The following is a 26,169-nucleotide window of genomic DNA, read 5'->3' on the forward strand; positions in this document are numbered from 1 at the left end:
GCAAGGGGGCGTCTGCAACCGCTCGTCGCGAAGCAGCGCCCGGGTCTCGAAAGAGATCCGGGCGTTTCGGTTTCAGAAAGGCGCCAGACATCAGAAGGGCCGCCAGTCGCCCGGCGGCCCTTCCCATTGTTCATCCGTCCACGAAGGGCGGTGATGCTTATCCGGCCATGGCTCCAACCATGACCACCAGCACCTTCGCGTCTGCCTTGAAACAATGAGACACTGGATCACCTCCTTTCGCTTGTTGAACGATAGTCGGAGTGTTCCGCATCCAAAGGCCGAAAGCAAGCCCTAGGGTCGCCGCATCCGCCGCGCGCGGCGCAGCGCCCGCACCGCCTTCCATTCCTGCCACGCAATCACGCAGACCCCCAACACAAAGGGTATGAAGGTGTAGATCAGCCGGAACAGCGCCACCGCACCCAGAACGCCCGCCTTGTCCGCCGTCGGCATCAAGGCCACCACCACCAGCTCAAACACCCCCAGACCGCCGGGCGCATGGCTGAGCGCGCCCATCAGCATCGCGACCGCATAGATGGTCAGAAAGGTCAGCAGGTCGGGCGTGCCCGCCACCGGCAGCAGCAGCAGGTAGAGCGCGCCGCCGGCAAAGGCCAGGTCAATGGTGCCAATGGCAATCTGCAGCAGTGTCTCGCGGCCATCCGGAATGGTAAAGGCATAGCGGAACACCCGGAACTCGCGCCGCCACAGCCAGGCCAGCAGCAGATAGGCCGCCGTGCCAGCCAGCAGCGCCACGCCGGTCCAGCGCTCCAGCCCGGCCGGCGCAAATTCCCGAAACGGCGCCGAAAGGTCCGGCGAGACCAACAGGCCGATGCCGGCCACAAACACGATGCCAAGCCAGAAGGTCCAGCCACACAGCAGGATGATCATGGCGATGTCTGCCGGCTTCACCCCCTCGCGCGTATAGATTTGGTAGCGCACCGTGCCGCCGGTCAACACCGTCACGCCCAGCGTATGGCTCATGGTGAAGCTGGCAAAGCTCGCCGCCGCCAGCGTCGGCCAGCCAATCACATAGCCCAGATGCCGCGTCGCCAGCCAGTCATAGCCCACCAGCACGACATAAGAGAGCGCCGCCGAAACCACCGCCGCCACTACCAGCGGCGCCGGCGTCGCACGCACTTCGGCAATCACATCGGCAATCGTCACCTGCCCGGCGATCTTGTTCAGGCCCCAGGCGGCAAGGCCAAGCACAAACAGGCCCAGCGCGAGGCCGAGCCACTGCCCCCAGCCCATGCGGGCCTTGGGCGCGGCATCGGCAGCCACCGCCGCATCGCGCTTGCTCATCTCAGGCTGAACTGTCTCGGACAGCGGGCGGTTCCTCAATCTACCAACCGGTGGGCCCGGAGGGATTCGAACCCCCAACCAAGCCGTTATGAGCGGCCGGCTCTACCATTGAGCTACAGGCCCCGCCGGTCGTTTTCGGCCTAGCCCATACACACAGCACCCGGCAACTGCGATGCGCAAAATCGGCGCGACAAACAAAATGGGCCGGACCTGCATCAAGCAGGCCCGGCCCAGATCACGGGTCCGGCACAAGGGGCTCCAAGGGGGGAGAGGAGCGGCAAGTGCCAAACCGGGAGCAGACCGCAGGGGGGGAGGGTTGCGGGTCTGCTCCGCGCTGGGCGACCGGGGGGGGGAGAGGTCGCTTCAGCGCTGTACTGTCTTGCGACAGCCACGACCCCCATATGCGCCTTGCCCCGCTGGTTGTGCACCGCACAAATACGCAGCCCAGCCATGCACGGGCAGCATAGCTTGCTCAGCCGGCCAGCGCGCGCCGGTCGATGTCCAGATTCTCCGCGCGCATCCGCGAGGTCAGAAAATCCCGCAGGGCCGCCACGCGCAACGAGCGCCTGAGTTCAATAGGATAGGTGAAATAGGTCTGGAAAACAGGCCCCTCGACCTCGGGCAGGACAATCTGCACCCGCCCCGAAAAGCGGATCAGATAGGTCGGCAGCGCGGCAATCCCGGCGCCGGCCTCCACCGCCTGCAACACGGCATGGCTGTTGTTGATCGACAGCGCCGGCACCCGGGGTGCGGCCTGATGGCCCAGCGCTAGCGCCCAATTGATTCCCTTCAGCGCATCAGGCGCGGAATCGCCATAGGCAATCAGCCGGTGCGCATCGAGATCGGCAATGCTCTGTGGCGTCCCGTGCCTGGCCAGATAGTCGGGCGCAGCACACAGATAATGGCGAATGGCATAGAGCGGCTTCTGCACCAGTTCGCTCTGCAGCGGCGGATGGAAGCGGATGGCGACATCGGCCTCGCGCTTCGACAGGTCGAGATCGTCATCGTCCAGCATCATGCGCAGGTTGATATCGGGATAGGCATCGAGAAAATCGCCCATCTGCTGCGCCAGCCAGGTCGAGCCGAAGCTGACCGTCGTCGTCAGCCTGATCTCGCCCGTCGGCCGGTCCCGCGAGGCATCAATCGCCAGCTGCGCACGCTGCAACCGGTCCTGCATGTCATGGGTGGCGGCGCGCAGTTGCTCGCCCTCATGCGTCGTCGCCAGCCCGCGCGCATGGCGGTGGAACAGCTTCGCCCCCAGCCCCTCCTCAAGGGCCGCAATCTGGCGCGACAGCGCCGGCTGGCTGATATGCAGCCGCCGCGCCGCCTCGGTAAAGCTGCCCGCCTCGGCCACCGCCTCAAACAGCCGCAGCTTCTCCCAATCGAGGTTCATCGCACCCCTCCCCTGCTGGCCGCTCAGCCAGCCCCGTCAAGCAGCTGCAGACACATCCACATGCGCGCCCACGCCGTGCGCGATGAAGCGCTCGGCCTCCAGCGCCGCCATGCAGCCCATCCCCGCCGCCGTCACCGCCTGCCGATATTGCTTGTCGGTCACGTCACCGGCGGCAAACACGCCCTTCACCGACGTCGTCGTCGAATCGGGCGCCTTCACGATATAGCCCTCATCGTCCATCGCCAGCTGCCCGGCAAACAGCTCGGTCGCCGGCACATGGCCAATCGCCACAAACAACCCGTCGACCTTCAGTTCGCTGAGCGTGCCGTCACGCGTGTCGCGCAGCCGCACACCTTCGACCCCGCTCTCACCCAGCACGTCTTCCACTTCGGCATGCCAGTGCAGCTCGATCTTGGGGTTGGCCATCAACCGCGCCTGGTTGGTCTTGTCGGCCCGCAGCTCGCCGCGGCGATGCACCAGATGCACCTTTTGCGCGAAATTGGTCAAAAACATCGCCTCTTCGACAGCCGTGTTGCCGCCGCCGACCACCGCCACCGTCTTGCCGCGAAAGAAGAAGCCGTCACACGTCGCGCACGCCGAAACGCCGTAGCCGCGCAGCCGCGTCTCGCTCGCCAGCCCCAGCCAGCGTGCGCTGGCGCCCGTGCAGATGATCAGCGTCTCGGCCAGAAACCGCGCACCCGAATCGCACGCCACCGCAAACGGCCGCTTCGACAGGTCCACGCTCGTCACCATGTCACTCACCAGCTCGGCCCCGACATGGCGCGCCTGCTCGGCCATGCGCACCATCAGGTCAGGCCCCTGCACGCTCACATCTCCCGGCCAGTTCTCCACCTCGGTGGTGATGGTCAGCTGCCCGCCCGGCTGCAACCCCTCGATCAGCACCGGGTCCAGCGCCGCGCGCGCGGCATAAATCGCCGCCGTATAGCCGGCCGGCCCCGAGCCAATGATCAAAACCTTCACAGCGCGCGCATCACTCACGGTCAAACTCCTGTTCCATCCCCCACAGTTAACGCCTCGCCGCCTGATTTCCAGTGGCCGCACCACCGGGCTTAAAACTCTTGCGCTTTCGCGCAACATTATTATCTCAAGCGCGGCAGCAAAGACAGGAACAGCCCAAAATGCATCGCTCGCGGCTTCCCATCGACGATATCGACCGCGTCATCCTGCGCAATCTCCAGGCCGAGGGGCGCATCACCAACGTCGATCTCGCCGAGCGTGCCGGCCTCACCGCCCCGCCCTGCCTGCGCCGTGTCCGCGCACTTGAGGAAAATGGCACGATTCGCGGCTATCACGCCGATCTCGATGCCAGCGCGCTCGGCTATGGCATCACCGTCTTCGCCATGGTCAGCCTCAAGTCGCAGGCCGAGACCGATCTCAAGGCCTTTGAAGATCACATGGCCGCCCTGCCCCAGATCCGCGAATGTCACATGCTCAACGGCGAGATCGACTTCATCCTCAAGGTCGTCGCTCATGACCTGCAGGAGTTTCAGCGCTTCCTGACCGCCGAGCTCACGTCCGCCCCCAATGTCGAAAGCGTCAAGACCAGCTTCGTCATCCGCACCGCGCTCAGCCGCCCGGGCGTGCCCGTCGACTGACACAGAAAGGGGCCGACCGCATCACTGCGACCGGCCCCCAATGTCTCGCCGATCAGAAGTTGAAGCGCACCCCGAACATGTAGCGCGAACCAATCTGCTCGACTTCGTTCGGAAACTCCCGCGACCCTTCGTAAACCGAGTAGATCTCGTTGGTCAGGTTCGCGAGGTCGGCGAACAGCGTGAAGTTTTCCGTCAATGCATAACGCAGGGTGATATCGAGGTTTTCGAAGCCTTGGCGGGTCGTCCCGTCACCCACACCCACGGCCACCGTGGTCAGGAAGTCCGAACGCCGCTGATAGGCCACCCGCGCCGAGACCGGCCCGCGCTCGTAAAACACCGAGGCGTTGAGGATCGTGTCGGAAAGGCCCGGGAAGCCCGATGTGAAAAGCGCGCCCGTTTCGTCCACAGCGTCAAACTCACCGTCCAGCAGGGTCAGGTTGCCCTGCACACCAAAGCCGCTGAGTAGCCCCGGCAGATCCTGGAACTGATACTGCAGGTTGAATTCCACACCCCGCACCTGGCCGCTGTTGCCGTTGAAGGTCGAGGTCAGGCGATAGCCGGAACGATCTATCCCATTGGAATTGAACGAGTTGTTTCCAATGATCTGGCTGCTCGCATAAAGCACGTCGTCCACCCAGCGGCTGAACACGGCCACCGAGGCGATACCATTGCCCGGCAGATAATATTCCGCGCTCGCATCAAGCCCCCAAGTATATTCCGGCCGCAGCGACGGGTTGCCGCCCGAAATCGTGGCATTCTGGTCGCTGATCGAGTTGCCGGCGCGGATCTGCGCATAAGCCGGGCGCGCCGTCCCGCGCTGGCCAGCCACGCGCAGCACGAAATTGTCGCTCACATTGTAGCGCACATTCACGCTCGGGAAAAAGTCGACAAAGCGCTGGGACACATCGATCGGCGTCGCCGTGGTGCCGACCACCGACGTACCCGCCGTGCGGATCTCATAAACTTCGGCGCGCACACCCGCGATGAGCAACAGCTCATCGGTCTCATATTCACCCATCGCATAGCCCGCCAGCACCAGCTCGGACTGGTCGAAGAAGGCCGTTGGCGCGATCAAGGCCGACAGATCGATATTGTTGGCCGCAATCAATGCCTCTTGGTCATCATCGAGCTGCTCATTGTCGGTGTAGGTAAAGCCGATCCCTAGCGGCATCCCGGTCTTCCACGGTTCGTCACCTGCATAATCGTTGATGTTGAAGCCAAACTGCTGAAGCGGCAGAATCCCAGCCTGAAAGATGTTGCCCTTGATGTCGCGCACCTGCCCAAGGCCGCCCAGCCGCATCGTGAAATCGCCGGACTTCTTCCACAGGTCCATCTTGGCCGTATAGGCGTCCGAGACGGTCGATGTGTCGATCGGCAGCAGGAAGGTGAAGCCGTTGAATGACGTCGGATCAAAGGCGTCGATGGGCGCGCCGCGGCGCGGGTTGCTGCGCGCACCCGTTACCGGGTCGATGTCGAACTCGGTGCGGAAGAGGCCGGTGATGACCGGAAAGCGCGGGTCCTGCGAGCGGTCATAGGTCAAGGACACCGAGTTGAGCCCGGTCGCCCCGGTCAGCGTCAGCGGCAGATAGGTAGTGTTTTCGGTCTTGGTATAGCCCAGCGCAACCTCGCCACCCCAATCCTCATAATCGAGCACCATCCCCGCCGAATAGACATAGTTGCGATTGCGATACTTGGCATCGTTGAACGCCCCGTCCACCGGCACCCCGATCAGATCACCGGTCAGCTCGGTGCGCGATCCGCTCAACGCCTCGTCCAGCTCGAACTGATAGGCATTGCGCTGCTCGTCATCCTTGAACTCGGTGTAGATGCCGCGCACGTAGAAGCGCTCACTGTCCGTCGGCGCATATTCCAGCGCGCCAAAGGCGCCGTTCGTCGAGCGGTCGAGAATGTAATTGCGGATATCGATATCGGTCGGCGCGCGGCTGCCATCGGTGCCGGTCGTGTAGCCGTCGGCCTCGCGGTTGTCGGTCACCTGCCGGCGCTTGTAGGTCGAGGCGCCCACCACGATGCCCCAATTGTCGCCGCCGTAGCTGGCCCGCAGCGAGCCCTGATACTGGCCGCCCTTGCCCAGATCCATGAAGCCATAGCCGACGTCACCCGTGACCTGAAACCCGTTCGTGCCCAGTGCCGAAAAGCTGCGCAGGTCGATGTTGGCCGAAATCGCTTCCGCCGTGATGTCAGGCGTCAACGACTTGTTGATACGCAGCTGCGACAGCAACACAGCCGGCACCGAGTTCGAACCGATAGGCGCGGCCTTCGCCGCCTTCGTCGGTGCCCGTCTGCGGAATGCCGTCGATGCTGACCGTGGTCCAGCGGTTGGGCGCGCCGCGCACCTGAATGTAACGGGCCTGACCCTGGTCGAGCTGCACCGCAACACCCGGCAGGCGCGACAGCGCCGCCGCAATATTCTCGTCGGGGAAGCGACCCACCGAGTCGGACGAGGCGATGTCGACAAGGTTCGGGGCAATGCGCTTGGCTTCGATCGCCGCCTGCTGCGCCGCCACGATCGAGCCGGTCACAATGATTTCCTCATCATCCGGGGCAGCCTGCTGGGCCTGCACCGCGGTGGCGCCAAAGGCCGTCGCCATGGCCGTGCCAAGCAGAAGAAGGCCACGAAGCGAGAAATCATTGATCATGGTCAGGTGCCCCAATTGTTCGAGATGAGGCGCGAGATAGGGTGACCATGTGTAAATTTCGTGACATGGGAACAGCCGCAAGCCTGATGCCGGCCAAGGCGCGGCAGATCGACTTGATGTGTTGGAAATATGCAACACGCTATCGCCGCGAGACAGCAGGCGAATTGTCGCGAAAATGCAATATTACATTTTATTTACATGCCGACCGGCCGAACAACCAGGAAAAACCGGCCTCAGCTGCGGTTGAAGAACGCCTTGCGCGTCTCCTCGGTCGGATTGCCGATCTTCATCGCCGCCGCCATCACCGCCATGCCGCGCTGCACCGCTGGCCGCGCGCCCGCCGCCTCCAGCCAGCGCGCCACATGCGGAAACTCGCCAATGTCGATGCCGTGCAGCGCCTGCTGCCCGCTCACCATCCAGGGATAGGTCGCCATATCGGCCAGGCTGTAGTCATCGCCGGCAATCCACGGCTTCTTCGCCAACTCGCGGTCGATCAGCCCATAGAGCCGCCGCGTCTCGCCCTGATAGCGATTGATCGCATAGTCGATCTTCTGGTCCGCATAGCCGCGGAAATGCCCGCACTGGCCAAACATCGGCCCGACATTGGCGCATTGGAAAAACAGCCACTGCGTCACCACAGATTGCTTCACCGCGTCTTCAGGCCAGAATTTGCCGGTCTTGGCCGCCAGATACAGCAGGATCGCGCCCGAATTCGAACACCGCATGCGGCGCCCCGCCCGGCCCGTCATGGTCAACAATCGCCGGCACCCGGTTGTTCGGGCTGATCGCCAGAAAGGCCGGATCATGCTGCTCGCCCTTCAGGATGTTGATGGGCTTCACCGCATAATCGAGGCCAAATTCCTCCAGCGCGATGGCGATCTTGTAGCCATTGGGGGTCGGCCAGAAATAGAAATCGATCATGCCCGATGCGCCTCCTGCAGCGCCAAAACACGGCGCACCGCCTCCTGACACCGCGCCGCACTGGTGTCGCCCGAAAAGTCCCGGTTGTAATGCGCCAGCACCGAAGGCCGGGTGATCGCCTCGTCAAACCAGTCCGAAAGCGCCGGTCGGTTCTCGCGCCAGTTGAAATTCGGGTGAATGGGGTCCTTGGCCTCATAGAATTCAGCGCGAAACCCCAGATAGCTGATCGCATGCAAAAGCGCGGCATGGCCAACATCGAAATCCCGCCAGCCGCGCGCCTCGCGGTCGAGCCGATCGAGGGCGGCAATATATTTCGGCCACAATGACTGGAACACCCGCATGTTCCACTGCTCCTTGGGCTGCCACTGCTCGGCCACCATCTGCACCGTCGTCTCGAAAATCGTGTCGCCCGTCGCCAGCCGGGTCAGCGCCTCCCAGCGCCCAGGCCCCGGCGGCGGATACATGCGCCGCGCCTTTGAATTCGCATCCAGAAATTCGCAGATCGCCTGGCTGCCATAAATCACTTGCCCCGTTTCAGTCGCCAGCGTCGGCACCTTGTCGAGCGAGTTCAGCGCCGAAATGTCATAGGCGTCGCCCTGATCCTCGCCCTCCAGATTCTTGAACGGAAAGGTGGCAACAAAATCAATATCATCCCAAAGCCCGCATTCATGCGCCGTCACCAGCACCTTGTGAATGAAGGTATGAAAGGGCGAATAAAACAGTGTCAGCAAGGCAACCCCCCTCGGACAAACAGACCATCGCGGCCAGCCATGGTGGGCGGTGACGGGCTCGAACCGCCGACCCTCTCGGTGTAAACGAGATGCTCTACCAACTGAGCTAACCGCCCCTGTTCCCGGCATATCCACGCAGGGCCAGCTTGCCAAGCCGCAAGACCAGACCATTGCCCCCAGGCCGCCTGCAAGCTATCCCTCACCCACCGCCCAGCAGGAGGCCCCATGCTCGATCGTCTGTTCCTCGAACATCCCCGCACCGTCGGCGAAACCTACCCCCAGCACATGGCTGCATCACTCGGCGTCGCCAGCCGCCTGTTCGTCGCCAGCCTCAAATGCGTTGTCCATGCCGTTGTCCCGGGCTGGTGCAAGACCAGCGGCTCGGATGCCATCGTCAAGCTCCACAGCGAGATCGCCCCGCGCCGCTACGACCAGCCGACCTTCTGAGCATGAGCTTCCACCCCAAGCGCCTGGCCCGCCTCGAAGCCCATCTCACCGAAAAATACGTCGGCCCCGGCCGCCTGCCCGGCACCCTCACGCTGATCGCCCGCCACGGCGAGATCGAGCATCTCGGCCTCCAGGGCCATGCCGATCTTGAGCGCGGCACAAAAATCGCCGAAGACACGATCTTCCGCATCTATTCCATGACCAAGCCGCTCACCTCGGTGGCGCTGATGATGCTCGTCGAGGAAGGCCGCATCGCGCTTGATGATCCCGTCCACAAATTCATCCCGGCCTGGAAGAATCTCGGCGTCTATGTCGCCGGCACCCATGAGGCCGGTTTCCTGACTCGCCCCCCCGCCCGCCCCATGCAGGTCATCGACCTCATGCGCCACACCGCCGGCCTCACCTATGGCTTCCAGCTGCGCACCAATGTCGACGCCGCCTACCGCGCGGCGCGCATCGGCGAGGTCGAAAAAGCCGGTACCCTTGCCGACATGATCGAGAGCCTCGCCCGCATGCCGCTCGAATTCGCGCCGGGCGAAGCGTGGAATTATTCGGTCGCCACCGATGTGGTCGGCTGGCTCGTGCAGGTCGTCAGCGGCCAGCCCTTCGAGCGCTTTCTCGCCGAACGGCTGCTTGACCCGCTTGGCATGAAGGACACCGGCTTCCACGTGCCCGAAGGCCATGCGCACCGCTTCGCCAGCTGCTATCAGCCGACCCGAACCGGCGGCCTCGAGCTGCAGGACGACGGCCAGACCTCCACCTTCCTTAAGCCCGCCGACTTCATCTCGGGTGGCGGCGGCCTCGTCTCCACCGCGCATGACTATCTGCAATTCTGCCGCATGATGCTGATGGGCGGCACGCTCGGCGGCCACCGCTTTCTCAGCCGCAAGACCATCGATCTCATGGTCGCCAACCACCTCCCCGGCGGTGCGGATCTCCCGACGCTGTCGCGCTCGATGTACTCGGAAGCCACTTATGAAGGCGTCGGCTTCGGCCTCGGCTTCGCCGTCAACACCAACGCCGCGCGCACCCTCATCCCCGGCTCCGATGGTGACTTCTTCTGGGGCGGCGCCGCCAGCACCTTCTTCTGGATCGACCCGGAAGAAGACCTGACCGCCATCTTCATGACCCAGCTCATCCCGTCCAGCACCTATCCCGTCCGCCGCGAAATCCGCACCCTCACCTACGCTGCCCTTGATGATTGATTTCTTGCCCTTGTCTGTCTGAATCGCCCCGTCCCGCCGCTCATCGCATCGTCAGCAAATCCCGCTGGCCATGCCGAGAAAAGGACCAGACAATGCAATTTACGCTGCTTTATCATGAACAACCGAGCGAAATGCAGCGCCGTGGCGCCGCTGATGCAGATGCCTATTGGGGCGCCTGGACAGCCTATATGGGGGCCATGTCCGCTGCTGGCGTCATGGTCGGTGGCAATGGCCTCCTGCCCCCTGATACCGCCACCACGCTGCGCATCGAAAATGGCAAATGGCAGGTCCATGACGGCCCCTTCGCCGACACCAAGGAGCAGCTTGGCGGCTATGTCGTCATCAACGTGGCCGATCTCGATGCCGCCCTTGAATGGGCAGCGCGCGCGCCTTGTGCTGCTGCCGGATCGGTCGAGATCCGGCCGGTCATGCCCAGCCCGCCGGGAAATTGAGGCCGACATGACCGCGCGCCGCACGCCCGCCGACACGGCCGAGCATGCGGCGCGCACGGCCTATGGCCGGCTTCTGGCGCTCCTCTCCAGCCGCTCGCGTGACATCGCAGCCGCCGAGGATGCACTGGCCGCCGCCTTTGCATCGGCTCTCGCATCCTGGCCAGCATCAGGCGTGCCGGACAATCCGGACGCTTGGCTGTTTACCGCTGCGCGGCGCAACCTGGGGGCTGCCCGCAGCCGGGCGGCAACCGCCACCGCCAGCGAGGCCCTGCTGCTGCAGCTGGCCGAAGAGCGCGCCGCCGCCGACGCGCCCGACTTTCCCGACGAGCGGCTGAAGCTGCTTTTCGTCTGCGCCCATCCCGGCATCGCGCCGGCGGTGCAGGCGCCCTTGATGCTGCAAACCGTGCTCGGCCTTGATGCCGCGCGCATCGCAGCCGCCTTCATGGTCACACCCTCGGCCATGGGGCAGGCGCTGGTCCGCGCCAAGTCGCGCATCCGCCAGTCCGGTATTGCCTTCACCATCCCCGCGCCCGAGCAGCGCGCGGCGCGCCTGCATGCTGTGCGTCAGGCGATCTACGCCGCCTATGGTACTGGCTGGGACGCACTGACGACAGACAATGCCAAGCTCGCCGCCCTCGCCCCCGAAGCGAGCTTTCTGGCGCGGCTCCTGCTTGAACAGGCGCCGCATGAGCCGGAATCGCAAGGTCTGCTGGCGCTCATCCTGTTCTGCGAGGCCCGCCAGCCGGCGCGCCGCACCGCCGACGGCAACTTTGTGCCGCTCCACAAGCAAGACCCGAAGCTATGGCACGGCAGCAAGCTCGCCGAGGCCGAAGCGCTGCTCAGCGCCGCCGCCCGCGCCCACCGCCCCGGCCGCTTCCAGCTCGAAGCCGCCATCCAGTCGCTGCACACGCAGCAGCGAATGACCGGCCAAACCCTCCATGGCCCCTTGATCAGTCTCTATGATCAGTTGCTGGCCGAGGCCCCCAGCCTCGGCGCCGCCATCGCCCGCGCCGCTGCCCTGACTGAAGCCGGAGCGCCCGCCGCGGCCCTGGCAGCCCTTGATGCGCTGTCAGTTGCGTGCGTCAGCCATCAGCCTTGGTGGGCAGCCCGCGCCCGGGCGCTCCACGCATCCGGTCAGGCCGAGGCCGCGCGCGCAGCGGCAGAAAGAGCCGCCGGCCTCAGCCACGATCCCGCCGTACGCCGGTTTCTGCTGTCAAACAATTTCTTCGCCTGAACCCCGTTGCCCTGCGACCGGCCTGTCTCCAATATGACCGGAGCGTGAGGAGCAAGCCACATGACCGACTATGTCCCCCCCAAGGTCTGGACCTGGAACAAGGAAAGCGGCGGCCGCTTCGCCAGCATCAACCGCCCCATTGCCGGGGCCACCCATGACAAGGAGCTGCCGGTCGGCAAGCATCCGCTCCAGCTCCATTCGCTCGGCACCCCAAATGGCCAGAAGGTCACCATCATGCTCGAAGAGCTGCTGGCACTCGGCCATGAGGGCGCGGAATATGACGCCTGGCTGATCGATATCGGCAAGGGCGAGCAGTTCGGCTCGGGCTTCGTCGCCGCCAACCCCAACAGCAAGATCCCCACCCTCGTCGATCACAGCACCAGCCCGCCCACCCGCGTCTTCGAGAGCGGCAGCATCCTCATGTATCTGGCCGAAAAGTTTGACAGCGCCTTCCTGCCGAAATCCGGCACAGCGCGCACCGAAACGCTCAACTGGCTGTTCTGGCAGATGGGCAGCGCGCCCTTCCTCGGCGGCGGCTTTGGCCATTTCTACGCCTATGCGCCGATCAAGATCGAATATGCCATCGACCGCTATGCCATGGAAACCAAGCGCCAATTGGATGTGCTCGACCGGCACCTCGCCGAGCATGAATTTATGGCCGGCACCGAATACACGATCGCCGACATGGCGATCTGGCCCTGGTATGGCCTCGTCGTCACCTCGGGCGCCTATGACGCCGCCGAATTCCTCTCGGTCCATGAATACAAAAACGTCATCCGCTGGGCCAACCAGCTCGCCGCCCGCCCCGCCGTCAGGCGTGGCCGCATCGTCAACCGCGCCTTCGGTGAGCCCTCAGCCCAGCTGCGTGAACGTCACGACGCCTCCGATTTCGATACGAAGACGCAGGACAAGATCGCCAAGGACTGAGACAAAGGAGACCAGGCCATGATGAAATTCCTTCCCCTCGCTGCCGCCGCCCTTCTCCTTCCCGCAGCCGCCCTGGCGCAGCCGTCGCCCACCGCCCTGCTCGGGCAAGCATCCGATGCGGCGCTCGACAAATTGTCCAAGCCCGGCGCCTTCGCCGCCGATGAGGCGATCCGCATCGGCCTGCCCGGCTCTTCAAGCAAGGTCGGCGGCGTCAATCTCGGCGGCCTGTCGAAATTCGCCACCCAGGCCGCCGGCATGCCCGATCTCACCACCGCTCTCAACGATGCCGCCGGTGCCGCCGCCGGCGAAGCCAAGCCCATCTTCCGCGCTGCTATCGACAAGATGAGCGTCACCGACATGGCCGGCATCGCCACCGGCGGCGGCACCGCCGCCACCGACTATCTCCAGCGCAGCGCCGGCAGCGAGGTCAACGCCAAGCTCGCCCCGCTCGTCCGCTCCGCGCTTTCCAGCGCCGGCGTCTTCAAGCAGACAAAGCAGCTCTCATCGCTCGGCATGACTGACGACAGCATCAACGATTACGTCACCCAAAAGACTGCAGACGGCATCTTCACCTACATCGGCCGCGAAGAGACAGCCCTGCGCGCCAATCCGCTCGGCGCTGCCAAATCGGTCCTCGGTATCCTCAAATAGCGCTCAGTCCAGGTTCGGCCGGCACAGCCGCTCCGCCTCCTCCAGGCTCACCCCCCGCCGCGCCGCATAGTCCGCCAGCTGGTCGCGCCCGATCCGCGCCACGCCAAAATAATGCGCCTCTGGGTGCGCGAAATAAAAGCCCGAAACCGCCGCCGTCGGCCACATCGCAAAGCTTTCGGTGAGCGTGATCCCGGCCCGCGCCTCCACATCCATCAGCTCGAACAGGATCGACTTCAAGCTATGCTCCGGACAGGCCGGATAGCCCGGTGCCGGCCGGATGCCCGTGTAGCGCTCGCGGATCAGATCCTCGTTCGACAGTGCCTCATCGGCCGCATAGCCCCAATAGTCCCGCCGCAACCGCTCATGCAGATATTCGGCAAAGGCCTCGGCCAGCCGGTCCGCCAGCGCCTTCAGCAAGATATCCTGATAATCATCATGCTCGGCCTTGAAGCGCGCCAGATGCGCATCAATCCCCTCGCCCGCACACACCGCAAAGCCACCCAGCCAATCGGCCTCAGGGTGCACAAAATCCGCCAGACACGAGTTCGCCCGCCCCTCGCGCTTGGCCACCTGCTGACGCAGAAAAGGAAGCCGGGCCAAACTCTTGCTGCGCGCCTCATCCTCGAAGAGCACGACATCATCACCCTCGCGCCGCGCCGGCCAGATCGCCAAAACGCCGCGCGGCCGCAGCCAGCCTTCCTCGGCAATCCGCGCCAGCATCGCCTGCGCATCACCGAACAGCTCGCGGCACTGCGCGCCCACAATGTCGTCATCCAGAATCGCCGGATAATTGCCCGCCAGCTCCCAGGCGCGAAAGAAGGGCGTCCAGTCGATATAGGGCACCAGGTCCGAAACCGTCACATCCTCGATGCTGCGCACCCCGGTCCACTTCGGCCGCACCACCGGATGCGCCTCGAAATCGGGCGCAAACGCATTGGCCCGCGCCGCCTCGAGGCTCTCCAGCACCGATTGCCCACGCCCATGGCGCGCCCGCGCCAGCTCATAATCCGCCGCCGTCTGCGCCACGAAATCATCGCGCAGCGTGTCCGACACCAGCGTGCCCGCCACCCCGACCGCGCGGCTCGCATCGAGCACATGCACCACCGGCCCCGAATAGGCCGGCGCGATCCGGAGTGCTGTATGCACCCGGCTCGTCGTCGCCCCGCCAATCAGCAGCGGCATGGTCATGCCGGCGCGCTCCATCTCGCTCGCCACCGTCACCATCTCGTCGAGCGAGGGCGTGATCAGCCCCGAAAGCCCGATCATGTCGGCCTTATGGTCATTCGCCGCCTGCAGAATCGTCTGAAACGGCACCATCACGCCAAGGTCGATCACCTCGAAATTGTTGCACTGAAGCACGACGCCAACGATGTTCTTGCCAATGTCATGCACATCGCCCTTCACGGTGGCCATGATGATCCGGCCCTTGGTGCTCGCGCCCTCCTGCTTCTCCGCCTCGATATAGGGCAGCAGATGCGCCACCGCCTTCTTCATCACGCGGGCTGACTTCACCACCTGCGGCAAGAACATCTTGCCCGCGCCAAACAGGTCGCCCACCACATTCATGCCCGCCATCAGCGGCCCCTCGATCACCTCGATCGGCCGCGCAAACAGATGCCGCGCTTCCTCGGTATCGGCCACCACATCGGCATCAATGCCATTGACCAGCGCATGCGCCAGCCGCTTCTCCACTGGCCAGCTTCGCCATTCCGCCGTTGCCTTGGCCGTCGCCGGGCCGCCCTTGAACCGGTCCGCCAGTTCCAGCAGCCGCTCGGTCGGCGAGAGATTGGTACCCTTGGGCACCCGGTTCATCACCACATCCTCGCACGCCTCGCGCAGCTCGGGGTCGATCGTCTCATAGACATCAAGCTGGCCGGCATTGACGATCCCCATGTCCATGCCTGCCTGAATGGCATGGTAGAGAAACACCGAATGCATTGCGCGCCGCACCGGCTCATTGCCGCGAAACGAGAAGCTGAGGTTCGAAACCCCGCCCGAGATATGCACATGCGGGCAGCGCTTGACGATCTCGCGCGTCGCCTCGATGAAATCGACGCCGTAATTGTCATGCTCCTCGATGCCCGTCGCCACGGCAAACACATTGGGGTCGAAGATGATGTCCTCCGGCGGAAAGCCGATGCCGGTCAAAAGCCGATAGGCCCGCTCGCAAATCTCCACCTTGCGCTGCGCCGTATCCGCCTGCCCCTTCTCGTCAAAGGCCATCACCACGGCCGCAGCCCCATAGCGCATCACCGTGCGCGCCTGGGCCAGAAACGCCGCCTCGCCTTCCTTCAGCGAAATCGAGTTGACGATCCCCTTGCCCGCCAGACACTTCAGCCCCGCCTTGATGATCGACCATTTCGAGCTGTCCACCATCACCGGAATGCGCGCAATGTCCGGCTCGGCCGCAATCAGCTTCAGAAAGGTCACCATCGCGGCCTCTGAATCGAGCAGCCCCTCGTCCATGTTCACGTCCAGAATCTGCGCGCCATTCTCCACCTGCTCGCGCGCCACCTCGATCGCCGCGGTAAAATCCCCGGCCATGATCAGCTTCTTGAACTTGGCCGAGCCGGTCACATTGGTCCGCTCGCCAACATTGATGAACCGGCGCACCGGCCCTGCGTCCTGCAACATTTCGCTCATGCCGCAAAACTCGCCGGTTCCAGCCCAGACAAGCGCATCATCACTGGCTTCTCAACCACTTGCCGCGGCACCAGTCCTTCCACAGCGCGCGCCATAGCGGCAATATGTGCCGGCGTGGTGCCGCAGCATCCGCCCACGATATTGATCAGCCCCTGCTCGGCCCAATCCCTGATCAGCTTCGCCGTCGTCTCCGGCAGCTCGTCATAGGCGCCAAGGTCGTTGGGCAGCCCGGCATTGGGATAAACCATCGTCAGCGTATCCGCCGCCCCGCTCAGCGCCTGCACATGCGGCCTGAGCTCGGTCGCGCCAAAGGAGCAGTTCAGCCCCACCGTCACCGGCTTCACATGGCGCACCGAATGCCAGAAGGCCTCCACCGTCTGTCCTGAAAGATTGCGCCCCGAAAGGTCGGTCAGCGTCATCGACATCATCACCGGCACCTCACGCCCAAGCGCATCGCCGGCTTCGGCCGCAGCAAAAGCCGCCGCCTTGGCATTGAGCGTATCAAACACCGTCTCGATCAAGATAAAGTCCACGCCGCCATCCAGCAGCGCATCGATCTGCTCGCGGTAAACCGCTTTCACACCGTCAAAATCCACCTCGCGAAAGCCCGGGTCCTCGACCTTGGGGGACAGCGAGAGCGTCTTGTTCGTCGGCCCCAGCGCGCCCGCCACAAAGCGCCGCCGCCCGTCCGCCGCCTCGGCCCGGTCCGCCACCGCGCGCAAGATGCGCGCTGCCGCCAGATTGATCTCGCGCACAAGATGCTCGGCCCCATAATCGGCCTGGCTGATCCGGTTGGCGTTGAAGGTATTGGTCGCCAATATGTCCGCGCCCGCCTCGACATAAGACTGGGCAATGGCCTCGATATCGGCGGGCCGGGTGATGTTCAGCAGGTCGTTGTTGCCCTTCTGGTCACGGTTCAGCTCAAGCGTACCGCGATAGTCAGCCTCGGCCAGCCCCAGCGCCTGCACGGCGGTGCCATAAGGCCCGTCCTTGATCAAAATCCGCGCCTTTGCTGCGCTGCGCAGTGCGTCCGCCGCGTTCATGCCGCCACCTGCGCCGCCTGCGGCCGCAGCCCGAGCATATGGCAGATCGCATAGCCAAGCTCGGCCCGGTTGAGCGTGTAAAAATGAAAATGCCGCACCCCTTCCGCGTAAAGCTTGCGGCACAGCTCGGCCGCCACTGTCGCTGCCACCAGCTGCCGCGCCGCCGGCTTGTCATCCAGCCCGTCAAACAGCCGCGCCATCCAGTCGGGCACCGCCGTCCCGCACGGCTCCGCCATCCGCTTCAGATTGGCAAAATTGGTCACCGGCAAGATGCCCGGCACCAGCTCGGCCGAAATCCCCGCCGCCGCCACCCGGTCGCGGAAGTGCAAAAACGTCTCCGGCTCGAAAAAAAACTGGCTGATCGCCCGGCTCGCCCCGGCGCCGATCTTGGCCCTCAGCGCCTCCAGGTCCGCCGCCGCGCTCGCCGCCTCGGGATGCACTTCCGGATAACATCCCACCGAAATCTCGAAGTCATGCTGCCGCTTCAGCCCCGCCACCAGTTCGGCCGCATTGGCATAGCCCTGCTGGTGCGCCTCAAAGTGCGCGTTCGTACCATCCGCCGTCTTGGGCGGGTCGCCGCGCAGCGCCACGATATGGCGCACGCCCGCCGCCCAATAATCCTCGGCAATGGCCGCAATCTCGTCCCGGCTCGCGCCCACACAGGTCAGATGCGCCGCCACCGGCACGCCGCTGCCGGCAATCCGCGCCACGGTGCGGTGGGTGCGCTCACGCGTCGTCCCGCCCGCCCCATAGGTCACCGACACAAAGCGCGGCGCCAGCGGCGAAAGCGTCTCGAACGTCTCCCACAGCGTCGCTGCCATCGGCTCGCTGCGCGGCGGAAAAAACTCGAAACTGACGCCGATGTCGCCCAGACAGGATTCGAAATTCACGCCACACTCCTCACAACACGCGCTGTTTCACCAGCAATTTTCTCGCCGAGCCAAACCGTCACCGCCAGCGCCTCGGGCGCCGGCAGATGCGCCGCCACCTCGGCCCGCAAGCCCGCCGCCGCCATCCAGTCGCTCAGCTGTGCGGCCGCAAAGCCCAGCCGCACATGCCGCCGCTCGCTGCGCAGCGCCTCGCGGTCATGCGCCGCCAGGTCCACAATCAGCAGCCGCCCGCCGGGGCGGAGCACCCGCGCCGCCTCGGCCACCACAGCGGGCGGATCATCGGCAAAATGCAGCACCTGATGCATCACCACCGTATCGAAACTGCCGTCGATGCCGGGCAGCGAAAACATGTCACCGCTGCGCACCTCGGCGCGGCGCAAGCCCGCCGCCTCGATCCGCCCGCGCGCGAGGCGCAGCATTTCCGGGCTACGGTCGATGCCCAGCGCGGTTTCGGCGCGCGGCCCCAGAAGCTCGATCATCCGCCCGGTGCCGGTGCCCACATCCATCAGGTCGCCCAGCGGCCGGTCGCCCAGCGCCGCCAAGATCGCCGCCTCCACATCCGCCTCGCGGCTGAACAGGCTGCGCTCCCGGTCCCAATCCTCGGCATGCGCGGCAAACCAGCTGTCCGCCGCCACCGCCCGCTCGGCGCGCACCACCGCCAGCCGCGCCCGGTCCTCAGCGCCAATCGATTCGATATCGCCTAGCGCCCGCATCGCCGCCATCACCGGCCGCGCCCGCCCTGAAAGCCGCACAAACACCCAGGCCCCCTCGCGCGCCCGGCTCACCAGCCCTGCCTCCGCCAAAATCCGCACATGCCTTGAAACGCGCGGCTGGCTCTGCCCCAGCACCACCGCCAGCTCGCCCACCGACAGCTCCATCTGGTCAAGCAGCAGCAGAATCCGCACCCGGCTCGGGTCCGCCACAGCGCGAAAGACGTCCAACAGGCTTTCCATGACATAAAGACATAAAGATACCTTTATGTCTGTCAAGCGAGTTGTGACTTGCACCAATCCAGCGCCCATGCAAACGCTGGCAAATGCGTCTTGCCCTGTTATCGATCCTTGCTCTCGCCCTGTCCGCCTGCGCCACCCCCCAATCGCTCAGCCTCGAACGCGCCGAGCAGGACCCTTGGGAGGCCAGCAACCGCAAGATCTACGCCTTCAACAAGGACCTCGACAGCAACCTCATCAAGCCGATCACTGGCGTCTATCGCACCACCGTCCCCCAGGCCGGCCGCACCGCCATCACCAACGGTTTCAGCAACTACGGCGAGCCGCAAAACTTCTTCAACTATCTCTTCCAGGGCAAGATCAAGCGCGCCTTCCAGTCGCTCGATCGCTTTCTCATCAATTCCACGCTGGGCGTCGGCGGCATCGCCGACCATGCCACAGCGCTGGGCCGTCCCCGCCAGCCCACCGACTGGGGCCAGACTTTCGCCCAGTGGGGCGTCAAGTCCGGCCCCTTCGTCATGCTGCCCTTCTTCGGCCCCTCCAGCTTGCGGGACGGCCTCGCCACGCCGCTCGATTTCATCGTCGATCCATCCGATTTCGTTCGCAACGCCACGCTCAGCCCCAGTATCTTCTGGCGCGGCGGCCAGGTCGGCGTGCGCGTCATCAACGTCCGCTCCCGCGTCATCGATCTCGGCGGCGACGGTCTGCTCGCCGGCAGCCTCGATGAATATGCCCTGGTCCGCTCCGCCTGGCTGCAAAACCGCCGCGCCCAGCTCTACTATGGCAACCCCCCGCTGCCCCCGGAACCAGCCGACCAGAACGACGAGTTCAGCGACGAATTCAGCGACGAATTCACCCCCGCCCCTGCTAGCGCGACACCGCCCCCGCAATAAGCGGCGCCAGCGGCGCCAGCGCGCCAAAGGCCCGCTCCTCCTCTGCCGCCACCGGCCCCAGCGCAAAGCCGGCGGCGCGCACCATCGCGGCGGTGTCGCGGTCCAGATGGCAGCCCACGCCCACCACCTTCTGCACCGGCGTCAGCCGCCGCTGCCACTTGGCCCGCCCCGCGTCCGCGCTCAGCACATGCTCCAGAAACAGAAAGCGCCCGCCCGCGCGCAACACCCGGCGCACCTCGCCCAAAACCGCCATCGGATCATCAACCGAACACAGCGTCAGGCAGACCACCACCGTATCGAAACTGGCATCCTCAAAGGGCAGCCGCTCGCCCGCCCCCGGCACCGAGCGCACCGCGATCCGGCTCTGCGCGGTCCGCGCCGCCGCCCGCCGGTTCATCCCCTCCGAAGGCTCGACCACGGTCAGCCGCGTCACCTTCTCCGGGTCATAAAAAGGCAGGGTCGCGCCGGAGCCAAAGCCGATCTCCAGCACCTCACCCGCCGCCTGCCCCACCAGCGCCGCCCGCCGCGCCTCGATGCGCGGGTGCGACAACGTCCGGTCCAGCAACCATGGAAATATCCGCTCGCTGTAAATCCCCATGCTTCCCCCGCTCTTCCACCTCAGCTAGCATCACGATATGCGCGCGCTCCTTCCCTCCATCCTCCTTCTGCTCGCCGCCTGCAACGCTTCAGAAGATGAGGGCGCCAGCCCCGAAGCCGGCCCGCCCGGCAGCACGGCCCCAAGTGCAGCCCAGACCAACGCTGCCAACATGGCCGACATCGAAGCCAAGGCCAGCGCCGATGTCGAAGCCGCGCTCAGCGCTGCCAGCGGCCCCGCACCCGCCACGGACTAGCCGCACTACACCGGCCAAAGCATTTTCTTGTTTGCTGAAGCCCCCCCGGCTGTGGCCAAAGCCGCGCCATGGCCATATCGCCCCCCCTCGCTGCCGAAGCCGCGCGCCTCGCCGCGCTCGATGGCCCCGGCCAGCTCGAAGCCGCGCTCACCGGGCCGCTCGCTGGCCAAATCGCGCTGGTCTCCTCCTTCGGCGCCGAATCCGCCGTGCTTCTCCATCTCGTCAGCCAGATCGACCCCGCCACACCCGTGATCTTCCTCAATACCCTCAAGCTCTTCCCCGAAACGCTGGCCTACCGTGATGCGCTCGCCGCCCGCCTCGGCCTCACCAACATCCAGAGCCACCAGCCCGGCGACATCAGCGCCCATGATCCGGATGGCACCCTCTGGAGCCGCGACCCCGACAGCTGCTGCTTCCTGCGCAAGGTCGTCCCCCTCGACGCCGCACTCGCGCCCTTCGCCGGCTGGATCAACGGCCGCAAGCGCTACCAGTTGCAAGGCCGGGCCACTGTCCCCACCGCCGAGCTCGACGGCCCCCACCTCAAGCTCACCCCCCTCGCCCACTGGACAGCACAGGACATCGCAGGCCATATGAAAGCCCATGCCCTGCCGGCCCATCCGCTGGTGGCGCGCGGCTTCGCCTCCATCGGCTGTGCCCCCTGCACTGCGCCCGGCACGGCCGATGATCCCCGCAGCGGCCGCTGGGCCGGCGCGCCCAAGAGCGAATGCGGCATCCACACCAGACCGAAAGCGAGCGCATGAGCAGCCATCTCGATCAGCTCGAAGCCCAGTCGATCTTCATCCTGCGCGAGGCCCTGCACGCGCTCGAAAAGCCCGCCCTGCTCTGGTCGCTGGGCAAGGACAGCAACGTCCTCATCTGGCTCGCCCGCAAGGCCTTTCTCGGCCAGATCCCGTTTCCCGTGGCCCATCTCGACACCGGCCTCGAATTCCCCGAAGCCTATGCCTTCCGCGAGCGCTACACCGCTGAATGGGGCCTGACCCTCATCGATGACGCCTGCCCGCCGCTCGAACTCACCGACTCAACGCTGCCGCCCGGCGCGCGCATCGCCCAGCGCAAGTCGCTGGGCCTCGCCCAGGCGCTCGAGCGCCACCAGTTCGACGGTCTCATCGTCGGCATCCGCCGCGACGAACAGGCCACCCGCGCCAAGGAGCGCATCTTCTCCCCCCGCGCCCTCGACGGCAGCTGGGTCGCGCTCGATCAACCCCCCGAATTCTGGGATCAATACACCGCCCCGCACGAACCCGGCCTCCATGTCCGCGTCCACCCGCTGCTCGCCTGGACCGAGATCGACATCTGGCGCTACATTGAGCGTGAAAACATCCCCGTCGTGCCGCTCTATTTCGCCCGCAATGGCGAGCGCTTCCGCAGCCTCGGCGAACAGGGCATCACCATGCCCGTGCCCAGCACCGCCAGCACGATCGCCGAAATCATCGCCGAGCTCGAAGTCACCCGCACCCCCGAGCGCGCCGGCCGCACCATGGACCATGAAAGCGAAGACGCCTTCGAGCGCCTGCGCGCCGGAGGCTATCTATGACCGTCCAGACGCCCCTTCCCATCGTCATCGTCGGCCATGTCGATCACGGAAAATCCACGCTCATCGGCCGCCTGCTCCACGATACCGGCTCGGTCGATGACAGCCTGATCGCCGCCGCCAAGGCCGCCTCCGCCAAGCGCGGCGACGCCATCGAATGGTCGTTCCTGCTCGATGCGCTGCAAGTCGAGCGCGATCAGGGCATCACTGTCGACACCAGCCGCATCTGGTTCCGCACGCCCACGCGCCCCTATGTCATCATCGACGCGCCCGGCCATGCCGAGTTTCTGCGGAACATGGTGACGGGCGCCGCCAGCGCCGCCGCCGCCGTGCTCATCGTCGATGCCGAACAGGGGCTGGGCGAACAGACCCGCCGCCATTCGGTGCTGCTGTCCATGCTCGGCGTGCGCCAGCTCATCGTCGCCATCAACAAGATGGACCTTGTCGGCCACAGCCAGGCCCGCTTCGACGTCCTCAAGGCCGAGCTTGACGCCTGGCTGACCACACTCGGCCTCAGCGCCACCGTCACCCTGCCGCTCGCCGCCCGCCACGGCGAGAATCTCGTCCAGCGCAGCCAAACGCTCAGCTGGTGGCAAGGCCCCACCCTCATCGAAGCGCTCGATGGCCTCACCCCGCCTGCGCCGCCGGCCGCCAAACCGCTTCGCTTCGCGGTGCAAGACGTCTATCGCCGCGGCGCCCAGCGCTGGGCCGTCGGCCGGCTCGATGCCGGCAGCCTTCGCGTCGGGGAGCGCGTCCGCATTCTCCCCACCAACCAGCTCGCCACCATCGCCGCGCTCGATATTGCCGGCAAAAGCGCCATTTCCGCCAGCGTCGGCGCCGCCGTCGCCATTCGCTTCGCCTCCGAAGTGCTGCTCGGCCGCGGCCAGCTCATCGTGCCGGATGAACAATCCGGAACCAGCGCCGCCCAGCTCGTCGATCACATCCGCCTGCGCGCCTTCTGGCTCGACCGCGATCCGCTGATGGCCGAGGAGCGCCTCACCCTGCGGGTCCATTCGGCCAGCATCAGCGCCCATGTCGAAGCCATCGAGCGCCCGCTCGATCTCGCCAGCCTCGAGCGCCGCGACGGCGCGCTCATCGACAGCGAGCTTGGCCCCGGCGGCTTCGCCGATGTCGTGCTCCGCCTCGCCCAGCCGCTGGCCTGCGATCCCGCCCAGCCCGAGGCCGCCACCGGGCGCGCGGTGCTGATGCGCGGCGGCCGCATTGCCGGCGCCGGTCTGATCCGCGAAGCCAGCCGCCAAAGCGCAGCGCGCGCCGGCGAAGCCATCCTCACCCCCACCGGCGCGCCGCCCCGCCTTGGCGACGTGCTCTGGCTGTTCGGCCTCTCGGGTGCGGGCAAATCGACCATCGCTCAACACATCAAGGCTGAGCTCGCGCAGCAGAACCGCCCCTCCGTCATCCTCGACGGCGACGCGCTCCGCTTGGGTCTCAACCATGATCTCGGCTTTTCCGACGCGGACCGCAGCGAGAATGTCCGCCGTACCGCCGAAATCGCATCGCTCCTCAGCCGTCAGGGCATCGATGTCATCGTCGCCGTCATCACGCCTTCCGAGGCCATGCGCGTGCTCGCCCGCCGCATCCTCGGCCCCACCGCGCGCTTCATCCATGTCCGCGCCAGCCTCGAAACCTGCGCCGCGCGCGATCCCAAGGGTCTTTATGCCCGGGCCAGCGAAGGCCAGTTGAAGGGCATGACCGGCCTCGCCGCCCCCTTCGAAAACCCGGCCTCGCCCGACATGGTGATCGACACCGAAAGCCTCACCCCCAGGGCCGCCGCCCGCGCCGCCCTGTCGCGCGTCTCGCGCTATGATGCGCTGAGCGAGGGCCTATAGCGGGGAAAACACCGCCGCAAAGCGCCGCAGCCAGGCCATCATCGCCGCATGCGCCGCATCCGAAAGGCCGATCCAGGTGCGCCGCGCATCATTCACATCGGTCGCGCGCACGAAAAGCCCGGCCTCAGACAGGCTGCGAACCCAGCGCAGCGCCGTCGTCGTCGGCACCGCCGCCGCAATGCACAGGCTCGACACCGATACCCGGCTCCCCTCCAGCCGCGCCGCCGCCAGATCCAGCAGCATGTCCCAGGCCGGGTCGGCAAAGATCTCGGCCGGAAAATGCCGGTCCCGCTCCTGCCGTAGCCTGATCAGTGCGCGCACCATCGCTGCATCGATCCGCGCCGGCGCGCCCCCGCCACCGGCCGCCCCCGCCCCCTCCTCCGCCAGCCGCGCCAGCGCATCGGCAATCCGCGCCGCTTCCGCACTCAACGCCGAAATCAGCGCCGTGCCCGCGCCGCGCTCGCGAAGTCCCTGGGTTCCGTCACTGCAAAGCTGCTGAAAGATCGCACCAATCAACTCCGGCGCATCATCAGCAAACACCACGGCATCCGCCGCATCGATCAGCGCGGCCGGCATGTCCTCGCGCGCCAGCGCCACCAACGGCAGCCCCACCGGCAGCGGCACGCCGTCCGACGCAACGACGATGACATCGGCCGATGCCTCACCATCCACCGCCACCCAGCCCGGCCCGCCAGCCGGCAGATCGCTTGTTTCACCCGCCACCCGAACCGGCGGCCGCGTTCCAATCTGGTCGTATCTCATCAGAAAAACACCATTGTGAAGGCCATATCGGCGAGGAATTGGCTAATAACTATTCACGATAGTTTTTATACGCAATGAATATCCGCGCCTGTGGATAAGTTAGTGGATTATTAGTGAATATTTTCATGTAAGCATTTGATAATTGTAAAATAACAATTGGAAGACCATGCGACAGCGTCACATGAAATCCCCCAGCCAATTCGCAACGCTGGTCGGCGTCAGCCCGGCCATCGTCGCCATCCGCCGGGAGATCGAGAAGGTCGCCGACAGCAACGCCACCGTCCTCATCACCGGCCCATCGGGCGCCGGCAAGGATGTCGCCGCCCAGCTTCTCCACCAGCGCAGCCGCCGCGCCGGCGCGCCGTTCGTGGCGCTCAACTGCGCCGCCGTCGCCCCCGATCTCCTCGAATCAGAGATGTTCGGCCATGAAGCCGGCGCCTTCACCGGCGCCACCCGCGCCCGCGCCGGCCGCTTCGAGGCGGCGCACGGCGGCACCCTCTTCCTCGATGAAGTCGGCGACATGTCGGCCGCCATGCAGGCCAAGCTGCTGCGCACACTTGAAACCCGCATCGTCGAGCGGGTCGGCGGCATGATCCCGCTGGCCATCGACGTCCGCCTCATCGCTGCCACCAGCGTCGATCTCATCGCCGCCATCGACCGCGGCGCCTTCCGCGCCGACCTGCTCTACCGGCTCGACGTCATCCGCCTCGAAATGCCCGCACTTGCCGACCGGCCCGAAGACATCACCCCGCTTATCGCCCATTTCAACACGCTCATCCCCGGCCCCGTGCTGGAATTCACCCCCTCCGCCCTGGCCGAGCTTGCCGCCCACAGCTGGCCCGGCAATGTCCGCGAGCTGCGCAACATCATCGAGCGCGCCAAGGCCAGCCACCTCACTGATCCGATCACCTTCGACATGATCCCCAGGCTGCTCCGCGCCCGCCCCCCGCGCAGCGCCGCCCCGTGCAGCACCAGCACGCCCGAACCCGCACCCGTCCTTCCCGATCTCAAGCCGGGCCAGAGCGTCGATCTGCGCCAGCTCATCGCCGACCTCGAGCACGCCTATATCCGCGCCGCCCTTGAAGCCGCCGGCGGCACCATCGCTGGCAGCGCCCGCCTGCTCGGCCTCCAGCGCACCACCCTCATCGAAAAAATGCGCCGCCTGCAGATCACAAGCTGACCTTCGCCGCGCGCCATGATAATCT

General features: G+C 65.6%; 25 protein-coding genes, 2 tRNA genes and 1 pseudogene. 13 read left to right on the top strand and 15 right to left on the bottom strand.

What is annotated here, in order from left to right; all coding sequences use genetic code 11:
- Nucleotides 1-291: 291 nt before the first annotated feature.
- From ACMVO5_RS04720 to trxB, 4 genes are all read right to left on the bottom strand, one after another.
- A complete protein-coding gene (locus ACMVO5_RS04720) occupies nt 292-1,299 on the bottom strand; it encodes a lysylphosphatidylglycerol synthase domain-containing protein (RefSeq protein WP_416908920.1) in 1,008 nt (335 codons plus the stop codon).
- A gap of 51 nt (nt 1,300-1,350) precedes the next feature.
- Nucleotides 1,351-1,422: transfer RNA gene (locus tag ACMVO5_RS04725), tRNA-Ile, on the bottom strand.
- A 349-nt stretch (nt 1,423-1,771) separates the two neighbouring features.
- On the bottom strand, nt 1,772-2,692 hold the full coding sequence (locus ACMVO5_RS04730) for a LysR family transcriptional regulator (RefSeq protein ID WP_416908921.1): 921 nt from the start codon (nt 2,690-2,692) through the stop codon (nt 1,772-1,774).
- Nucleotides 2,693-2,728: 36 nt separating this feature from the next.
- Complete coding sequence (gene trxB, locus ACMVO5_RS04735; RefSeq protein WP_416908923.1) at nt 2,729-3,691, bottom strand: thioredoxin-disulfide reductase; 963 nt, start codon at nt 3,689-3,691, stop codon at nt 2,729-2,731.
- A gap of 140 nt (nt 3,692-3,831) precedes the next feature.
- Between trxB and ACMVO5_RS04740 the strand changes: the two genes are divergently transcribed.
- Entirely contained in the window at nt 3,832-4,308 is a 477-nt protein-coding gene (locus tag ACMVO5_RS04740) for an Lrp/AsnC family transcriptional regulator (RefSeq protein ID WP_416908924.1), read from the top strand.
- 52 nt (nt 4,309-4,360) lie between these two features.
- Here the strand turns inward: ACMVO5_RS04740 and ACMVO5_RS04745 are convergent, their stop codons facing one another.
- The 5 genes and pseudogenes from ACMVO5_RS04745 to ACMVO5_RS04765 all read right to left on the bottom strand — a co-directional run bounded on the left by ACMVO5_RS04745 (nt 4,361) and on the right by ACMVO5_RS04765 (nt 8,733).
- Nucleotides 4,361-6,559, bottom strand: a complete 2,199-nt coding sequence (locus tag ACMVO5_RS04745; protein WP_416908925.1) for a TonB-dependent receptor — start codon at nt 6,557-6,559, stop codon at nt 4,361-4,363.
- The gene (locus ACMVO5_RS04750) at nt 6,507-6,965 is read right to left on the bottom strand and encodes a TonB-dependent receptor plug domain-containing protein (RefSeq protein ID WP_416908926.1); all 459 of its coding nucleotides are present in this window, start codon (nt 6,963-6,965) and stop codon (nt 6,507-6,509) included. The genes ACMVO5_RS04745 and ACMVO5_RS04750 overlap by 53 nt, the downstream gene beginning before the upstream one ends.
- A 233-nt stretch (nt 6,966-7,198) precedes the next feature.
- Nucleotides 7,199-7,886, bottom strand: a pseudogene (locus ACMVO5_RS04755) (glutathione S-transferase family protein).
- Nucleotides 7,883-8,617, bottom strand: a complete 735-nt coding sequence (locus ACMVO5_RS04760) for a glutathione S-transferase family protein (RefSeq protein WP_416908927.1) — start codon at nt 8,615-8,617, stop codon at nt 7,883-7,885. The pseudogene ACMVO5_RS04755 and the gene ACMVO5_RS04760 overlap by 4 nt, the downstream one beginning before the upstream one ends.
- Nucleotides 8,618-8,657: 40 nt before the next feature.
- Nucleotides 8,658-8,733: transfer RNA gene (locus tag ACMVO5_RS04765), tRNA-Val, on the bottom strand.
- Between the two features lie 109 nt (nt 8,734-8,842).
- On the opposite strand from ACMVO5_RS04765, the gene ACMVO5_RS04770 reads away from it, so the two are divergent.
- From ACMVO5_RS04770 to ACMVO5_RS04795, 6 genes are all read left to right on the top strand, one after another.
- Nucleotides 8,843-9,064 carry a DUF6356 family protein gene (locus ACMVO5_RS04770; RefSeq protein ID WP_416908928.1) on the top strand — a complete coding sequence of 74 codons (222 nt, stop codon included), beginning with the start codon at nt 8,843-8,845 and terminating at the stop codon, nt 9,062-9,064.
- Between the two features lie 2 nt (nt 9,065-9,066).
- Nucleotides 9,067-10,269 (top strand): serine hydrolase domain-containing protein, encoded by a 1,203-nt coding sequence (locus tag ACMVO5_RS04775; protein ID WP_416908929.1) that lies wholly within the window; start codon nt 9,067-9,069, stop codon nt 10,267-10,269.
- Between the two features lie 92 nt (nt 10,270-10,361).
- A complete protein-coding gene (locus ACMVO5_RS04780) occupies nt 10,362-10,721 on the top strand; it encodes a YciI family protein (RefSeq protein ID WP_416908930.1) in 360 nt (119 codons plus the stop codon).
- 7 nt (nt 10,722-10,728) lie between these two features.
- Nucleotides 10,729-11,955 carry an RNA polymerase sigma factor gene (locus ACMVO5_RS04785; protein WP_416908931.1) on the top strand — a complete coding sequence of 409 codons (1,227 nt, stop codon included), beginning with the start codon at nt 10,729-10,731 and terminating at the stop codon, nt 11,953-11,955.
- A 60-nt stretch (nt 11,956-12,015) separates the two neighbouring features.
- On the top strand, nt 12,016-12,882 hold the full coding sequence (gene yghU, locus ACMVO5_RS04790) for a glutathione-dependent disulfide-bond oxidoreductase (RefSeq protein WP_416908933.1): 867 nt from the start codon (nt 12,016-12,018) through the stop codon (nt 12,880-12,882).
- Between the two features lie 18 nt (nt 12,883-12,900).
- Nucleotides 12,901-13,533 (top strand): DUF4197 domain-containing protein, encoded by a 633-nt coding sequence (locus tag ACMVO5_RS04795; protein ID WP_416908934.1) that lies wholly within the window; start codon nt 12,901-12,903, stop codon nt 13,531-13,533.
- A 3-nt stretch (nt 13,534-13,536) separates the two neighbouring features.
- On the opposite strand, the gene metH is transcribed toward ACMVO5_RS04795, so the two are convergent.
- From metH to ACMVO5_RS04815, 4 genes are read right to left on the bottom strand one after another with little or no spacing between them, the layout of a single operon-like run.
- Complete coding sequence (gene metH / locus ACMVO5_RS04800) at nt 13,537-16,176, bottom strand: methionine synthase (RefSeq protein ID WP_416908935.1); 2,640 nt, start codon at nt 16,174-16,176, stop codon at nt 13,537-13,539.
- The gene (locus ACMVO5_RS04805) at nt 16,173-17,219 is read right to left on the bottom strand and encodes a homocysteine S-methyltransferase family protein (protein ID WP_416908936.1); all 1,047 of its coding nucleotides are present in this window, start codon (nt 17,217-17,219) and stop codon (nt 16,173-16,175) included. Before ACMVO5_RS04805 ends, metH begins: the two co-directional genes overlap by 4 nt.
- On the bottom strand, nt 17,216-18,109 hold the full coding sequence (gene metF, locus ACMVO5_RS04810) for a methylenetetrahydrofolate reductase [NAD(P)H] (protein WP_416908937.1): 894 nt from the start codon (nt 18,107-18,109) through the stop codon (nt 17,216-17,218). Before metF ends, ACMVO5_RS04805 begins: the two co-directional genes overlap by 4 nt.
- A complete protein-coding gene (locus tag ACMVO5_RS04815) occupies nt 18,106-19,062 on the bottom strand; it encodes an ArsR/SmtB family transcription factor (protein WP_416908938.1) in 957 nt (318 codons plus the stop codon). Before ACMVO5_RS04815 ends, metF begins: the two co-directional genes overlap by 4 nt.
- Nucleotides 19,063-19,145: 83 nt before the next feature.
- On the opposite strand from ACMVO5_RS04815, the gene ACMVO5_RS04820 reads away from it, so the two are divergent.
- Nucleotides 19,146-19,952: a VacJ family lipoprotein gene (locus ACMVO5_RS04820; protein ID WP_416908939.1), complete on the top strand. Its 807-nt coding sequence runs from the start codon at nt 19,146-19,148 to the stop codon at nt 19,950-19,952.
- On the opposite strand, the gene ACMVO5_RS04825 is transcribed toward ACMVO5_RS04820, so the two are convergent.
- Complete coding sequence (locus ACMVO5_RS04825; protein ID WP_416908940.1) at nt 19,927-20,550, bottom strand: class I SAM-dependent methyltransferase; 624 nt, start codon at nt 20,548-20,550, stop codon at nt 19,927-19,929. The genes ACMVO5_RS04820 and ACMVO5_RS04825 overlap by 26 nt on opposite strands.
- 37 nt (nt 20,551-20,587) lie before the next feature.
- Here ACMVO5_RS04825 and ACMVO5_RS04830 point away from each other — a divergent pair, with 37 nt between their 5' ends.
- The 4 genes from ACMVO5_RS04830 to cysC all read left to right on the top strand — a co-directional run bounded on the left by ACMVO5_RS04830 (nt 20,588) and on the right by cysC (nt 24,202).
- Nucleotides 20,588-20,803 carry a hypothetical protein gene (locus tag ACMVO5_RS04830; RefSeq protein ID WP_416908941.1) on the top strand — a complete coding sequence of 72 codons (216 nt, stop codon included), beginning with the start codon at nt 20,588-20,590 and terminating at the stop codon, nt 20,801-20,803.
- Between the two features lie 68 nt (nt 20,804-20,871).
- Entirely contained in the window at nt 20,872-21,564 is a 693-nt protein-coding gene (locus ACMVO5_RS04835; RefSeq protein WP_416908942.1) for a phosphoadenylyl-sulfate reductase, read from the top strand.
- Nucleotides 21,561-22,358 (top strand): sulfate adenylyltransferase subunit CysD, encoded by a 798-nt coding sequence (gene cysD, locus ACMVO5_RS04840; RefSeq protein ID WP_416908943.1) that lies wholly within the window; start codon nt 21,561-21,563, stop codon nt 22,356-22,358. Before ACMVO5_RS04835 ends, cysD begins: the two co-directional genes overlap by 4 nt.
- A complete protein-coding gene (gene cysC, locus ACMVO5_RS04845) occupies nt 22,355-24,202 on the top strand; it encodes an adenylyl-sulfate kinase (protein ID WP_416908944.1) in 1,848 nt (615 codons plus the stop codon). The genes cysD and cysC overlap by 4 nt, the downstream gene beginning before the upstream one ends.
- Here cysC and ACMVO5_RS04850 read toward each other — a convergent pair.
- A complete protein-coding gene (locus tag ACMVO5_RS04850) occupies nt 24,197-24,964 on the bottom strand; it encodes a hypothetical protein (RefSeq protein ID WP_416908945.1) in 768 nt (255 codons plus the stop codon). The two genes, cysC and ACMVO5_RS04850, sit on opposite strands and share 6 nt — an antisense overlap.
- Nucleotides 24,965-25,145: 181 nt before the next feature.
- Between ACMVO5_RS04850 and ACMVO5_RS04855 the strand changes: the two genes are divergently transcribed.
- The gene (locus ACMVO5_RS04855; protein WP_416908946.1) at nt 25,146-26,144 is read left to right on the top strand and encodes a sigma-54 interaction domain-containing protein; all 999 of its coding nucleotides are present in this window, start codon (nt 25,146-25,148) and stop codon (nt 26,142-26,144) included.
- Nucleotides 26,145-26,169 lie beyond the last annotated feature (25 nt).

The organism is Polymorphobacter sp. (assembly GCF_048007885.1).
Classification (GTDB): Bacteria; Pseudomonadota; Alphaproteobacteria; order Sphingomonadales; family Sphingomonadaceae; genus Sandarakinorhabdus.

What these genes read in the sequence shown, in the direction of transcription:
- ACMVO5_RS04775 (WP_416908929.1), top strand. Translation starts at nt 9,067, where the DNA reads ATGAGCTTCCACCCCAAGCGCCTGGCCCGCCTCGAAGCCCATCTCACC.
- yghU (WP_416908933.1), top strand. Translation starts at nt 12,016, where the DNA reads ATGACCGACTATGTCCCCCCCAAGGTCTGGACCTGGAACAAGGAAAGC.
- ACMVO5_RS04830 (WP_416908941.1), top strand. Translation starts at nt 20,588, where the DNA reads ATGCGCGCGCTCCTTCCCTCCATCCTCCTTCTGCTCGCCGCCTGCAAC.
- ACMVO5_RS04750 (WP_416908926.1), bottom strand. Translation starts at nt 6,965, where the DNA reads ATGATCAATGATTTCTCGCTTCGTGGCCTTCTTCTGCTTGGCACGGCC.
- ACMVO5_RS04820 (WP_416908939.1), top strand. Translation starts at nt 19,146, where the DNA reads ATGCGTCTTGCCCTGTTATCGATCCTTGCTCTCGCCCTGTCCGCCTGC.
- ACMVO5_RS04785 (WP_416908931.1), top strand. Translation starts at nt 10,729, where the DNA reads ATGACCGCGCGCCGCACGCCCGCCGACACGGCCGAGCATGCGGCGCGC.
- ACMVO5_RS04780 (WP_416908930.1), top strand. Translation starts at nt 10,362, where the DNA reads ATGCAATTTACGCTGCTTTATCATGAACAACCGAGCGAAATGCAGCGC.
- ACMVO5_RS04770 (WP_416908928.1), top strand. Translation starts at nt 8,843, where the DNA reads ATGCTCGATCGTCTGTTCCTCGAACATCCCCGCACCGTCGGCGAAACC.
- ACMVO5_RS04825 (WP_416908940.1), bottom strand. Translation starts at nt 20,550, where the DNA reads ATGGGGATTTACAGCGAGCGGATATTTCCATGGTTGCTGGACCGGACG.
- ACMVO5_RS04795 (WP_416908934.1), top strand. Translation starts at nt 12,901, where the DNA reads ATGATGAAATTCCTTCCCCTCGCTGCCGCCGCCCTTCTCCTTCCCGCA.
- cysD (WP_416908943.1), top strand. Translation starts at nt 21,561, where the DNA reads ATGAGCAGCCATCTCGATCAGCTCGAAGCCCAGTCGATCTTCATCCTG.
- ACMVO5_RS04835 (WP_416908942.1), top strand. Translation starts at nt 20,872, where the DNA reads ATGGCCATATCGCCCCCCCTCGCTGCCGAAGCCGCGCGCCTCGCCGCG.
- ACMVO5_RS04855 (WP_416908946.1), top strand. Translation starts at nt 25,146, where the DNA reads ATGAAATCCCCCAGCCAATTCGCAACGCTGGTCGGCGTCAGCCCGGCC.
- ACMVO5_RS04730 (WP_416908921.1), bottom strand. Translation starts at nt 2,692, where the DNA reads ATGAACCTCGATTGGGAGAAGCTGCGGCTGTTTGAGGCGGTGGCCGAG.
- metH (WP_416908935.1), bottom strand. Translation starts at nt 16,176, where the DNA reads ATGAGCGAAATGTTGCAGGACGCAGGGCCGGTGCGCCGGTTCATCAAT.
- ACMVO5_RS04805 (WP_416908936.1), bottom strand. Translation starts at nt 17,219, where the DNA reads ATGAACGCGGCGGACGCACTGCGCAGCGCAGCAAAGGCGCGGATTTTG.
- ACMVO5_RS04720 (WP_416908920.1), bottom strand. Translation starts at nt 1,299, where the DNA reads ATGAGCAAGCGCGATGCGGCGGTGGCTGCCGATGCCGCGCCCAAGGCC.
- cysC (WP_416908944.1), top strand. Translation starts at nt 22,355, where the DNA reads ATGACCGTCCAGACGCCCCTTCCCATCGTCATCGTCGGCCATGTCGAT.
- ACMVO5_RS04815 (WP_416908938.1), bottom strand. Translation starts at nt 19,062, where the DNA reads ATGGAAAGCCTGTTGGACGTCTTTCGCGCTGTGGCGGACCCGAGCCGG.
- ACMVO5_RS04850 (WP_416908945.1), bottom strand. Translation starts at nt 24,964, where the DNA reads ATGAGATACGACCAGATTGGAACGCGGCCGCCGGTTCGGGTGGCGGGT.
- ACMVO5_RS04740 (WP_416908924.1), top strand. Translation starts at nt 3,832, where the DNA reads ATGCATCGCTCGCGGCTTCCCATCGACGATATCGACCGCGTCATCCTG.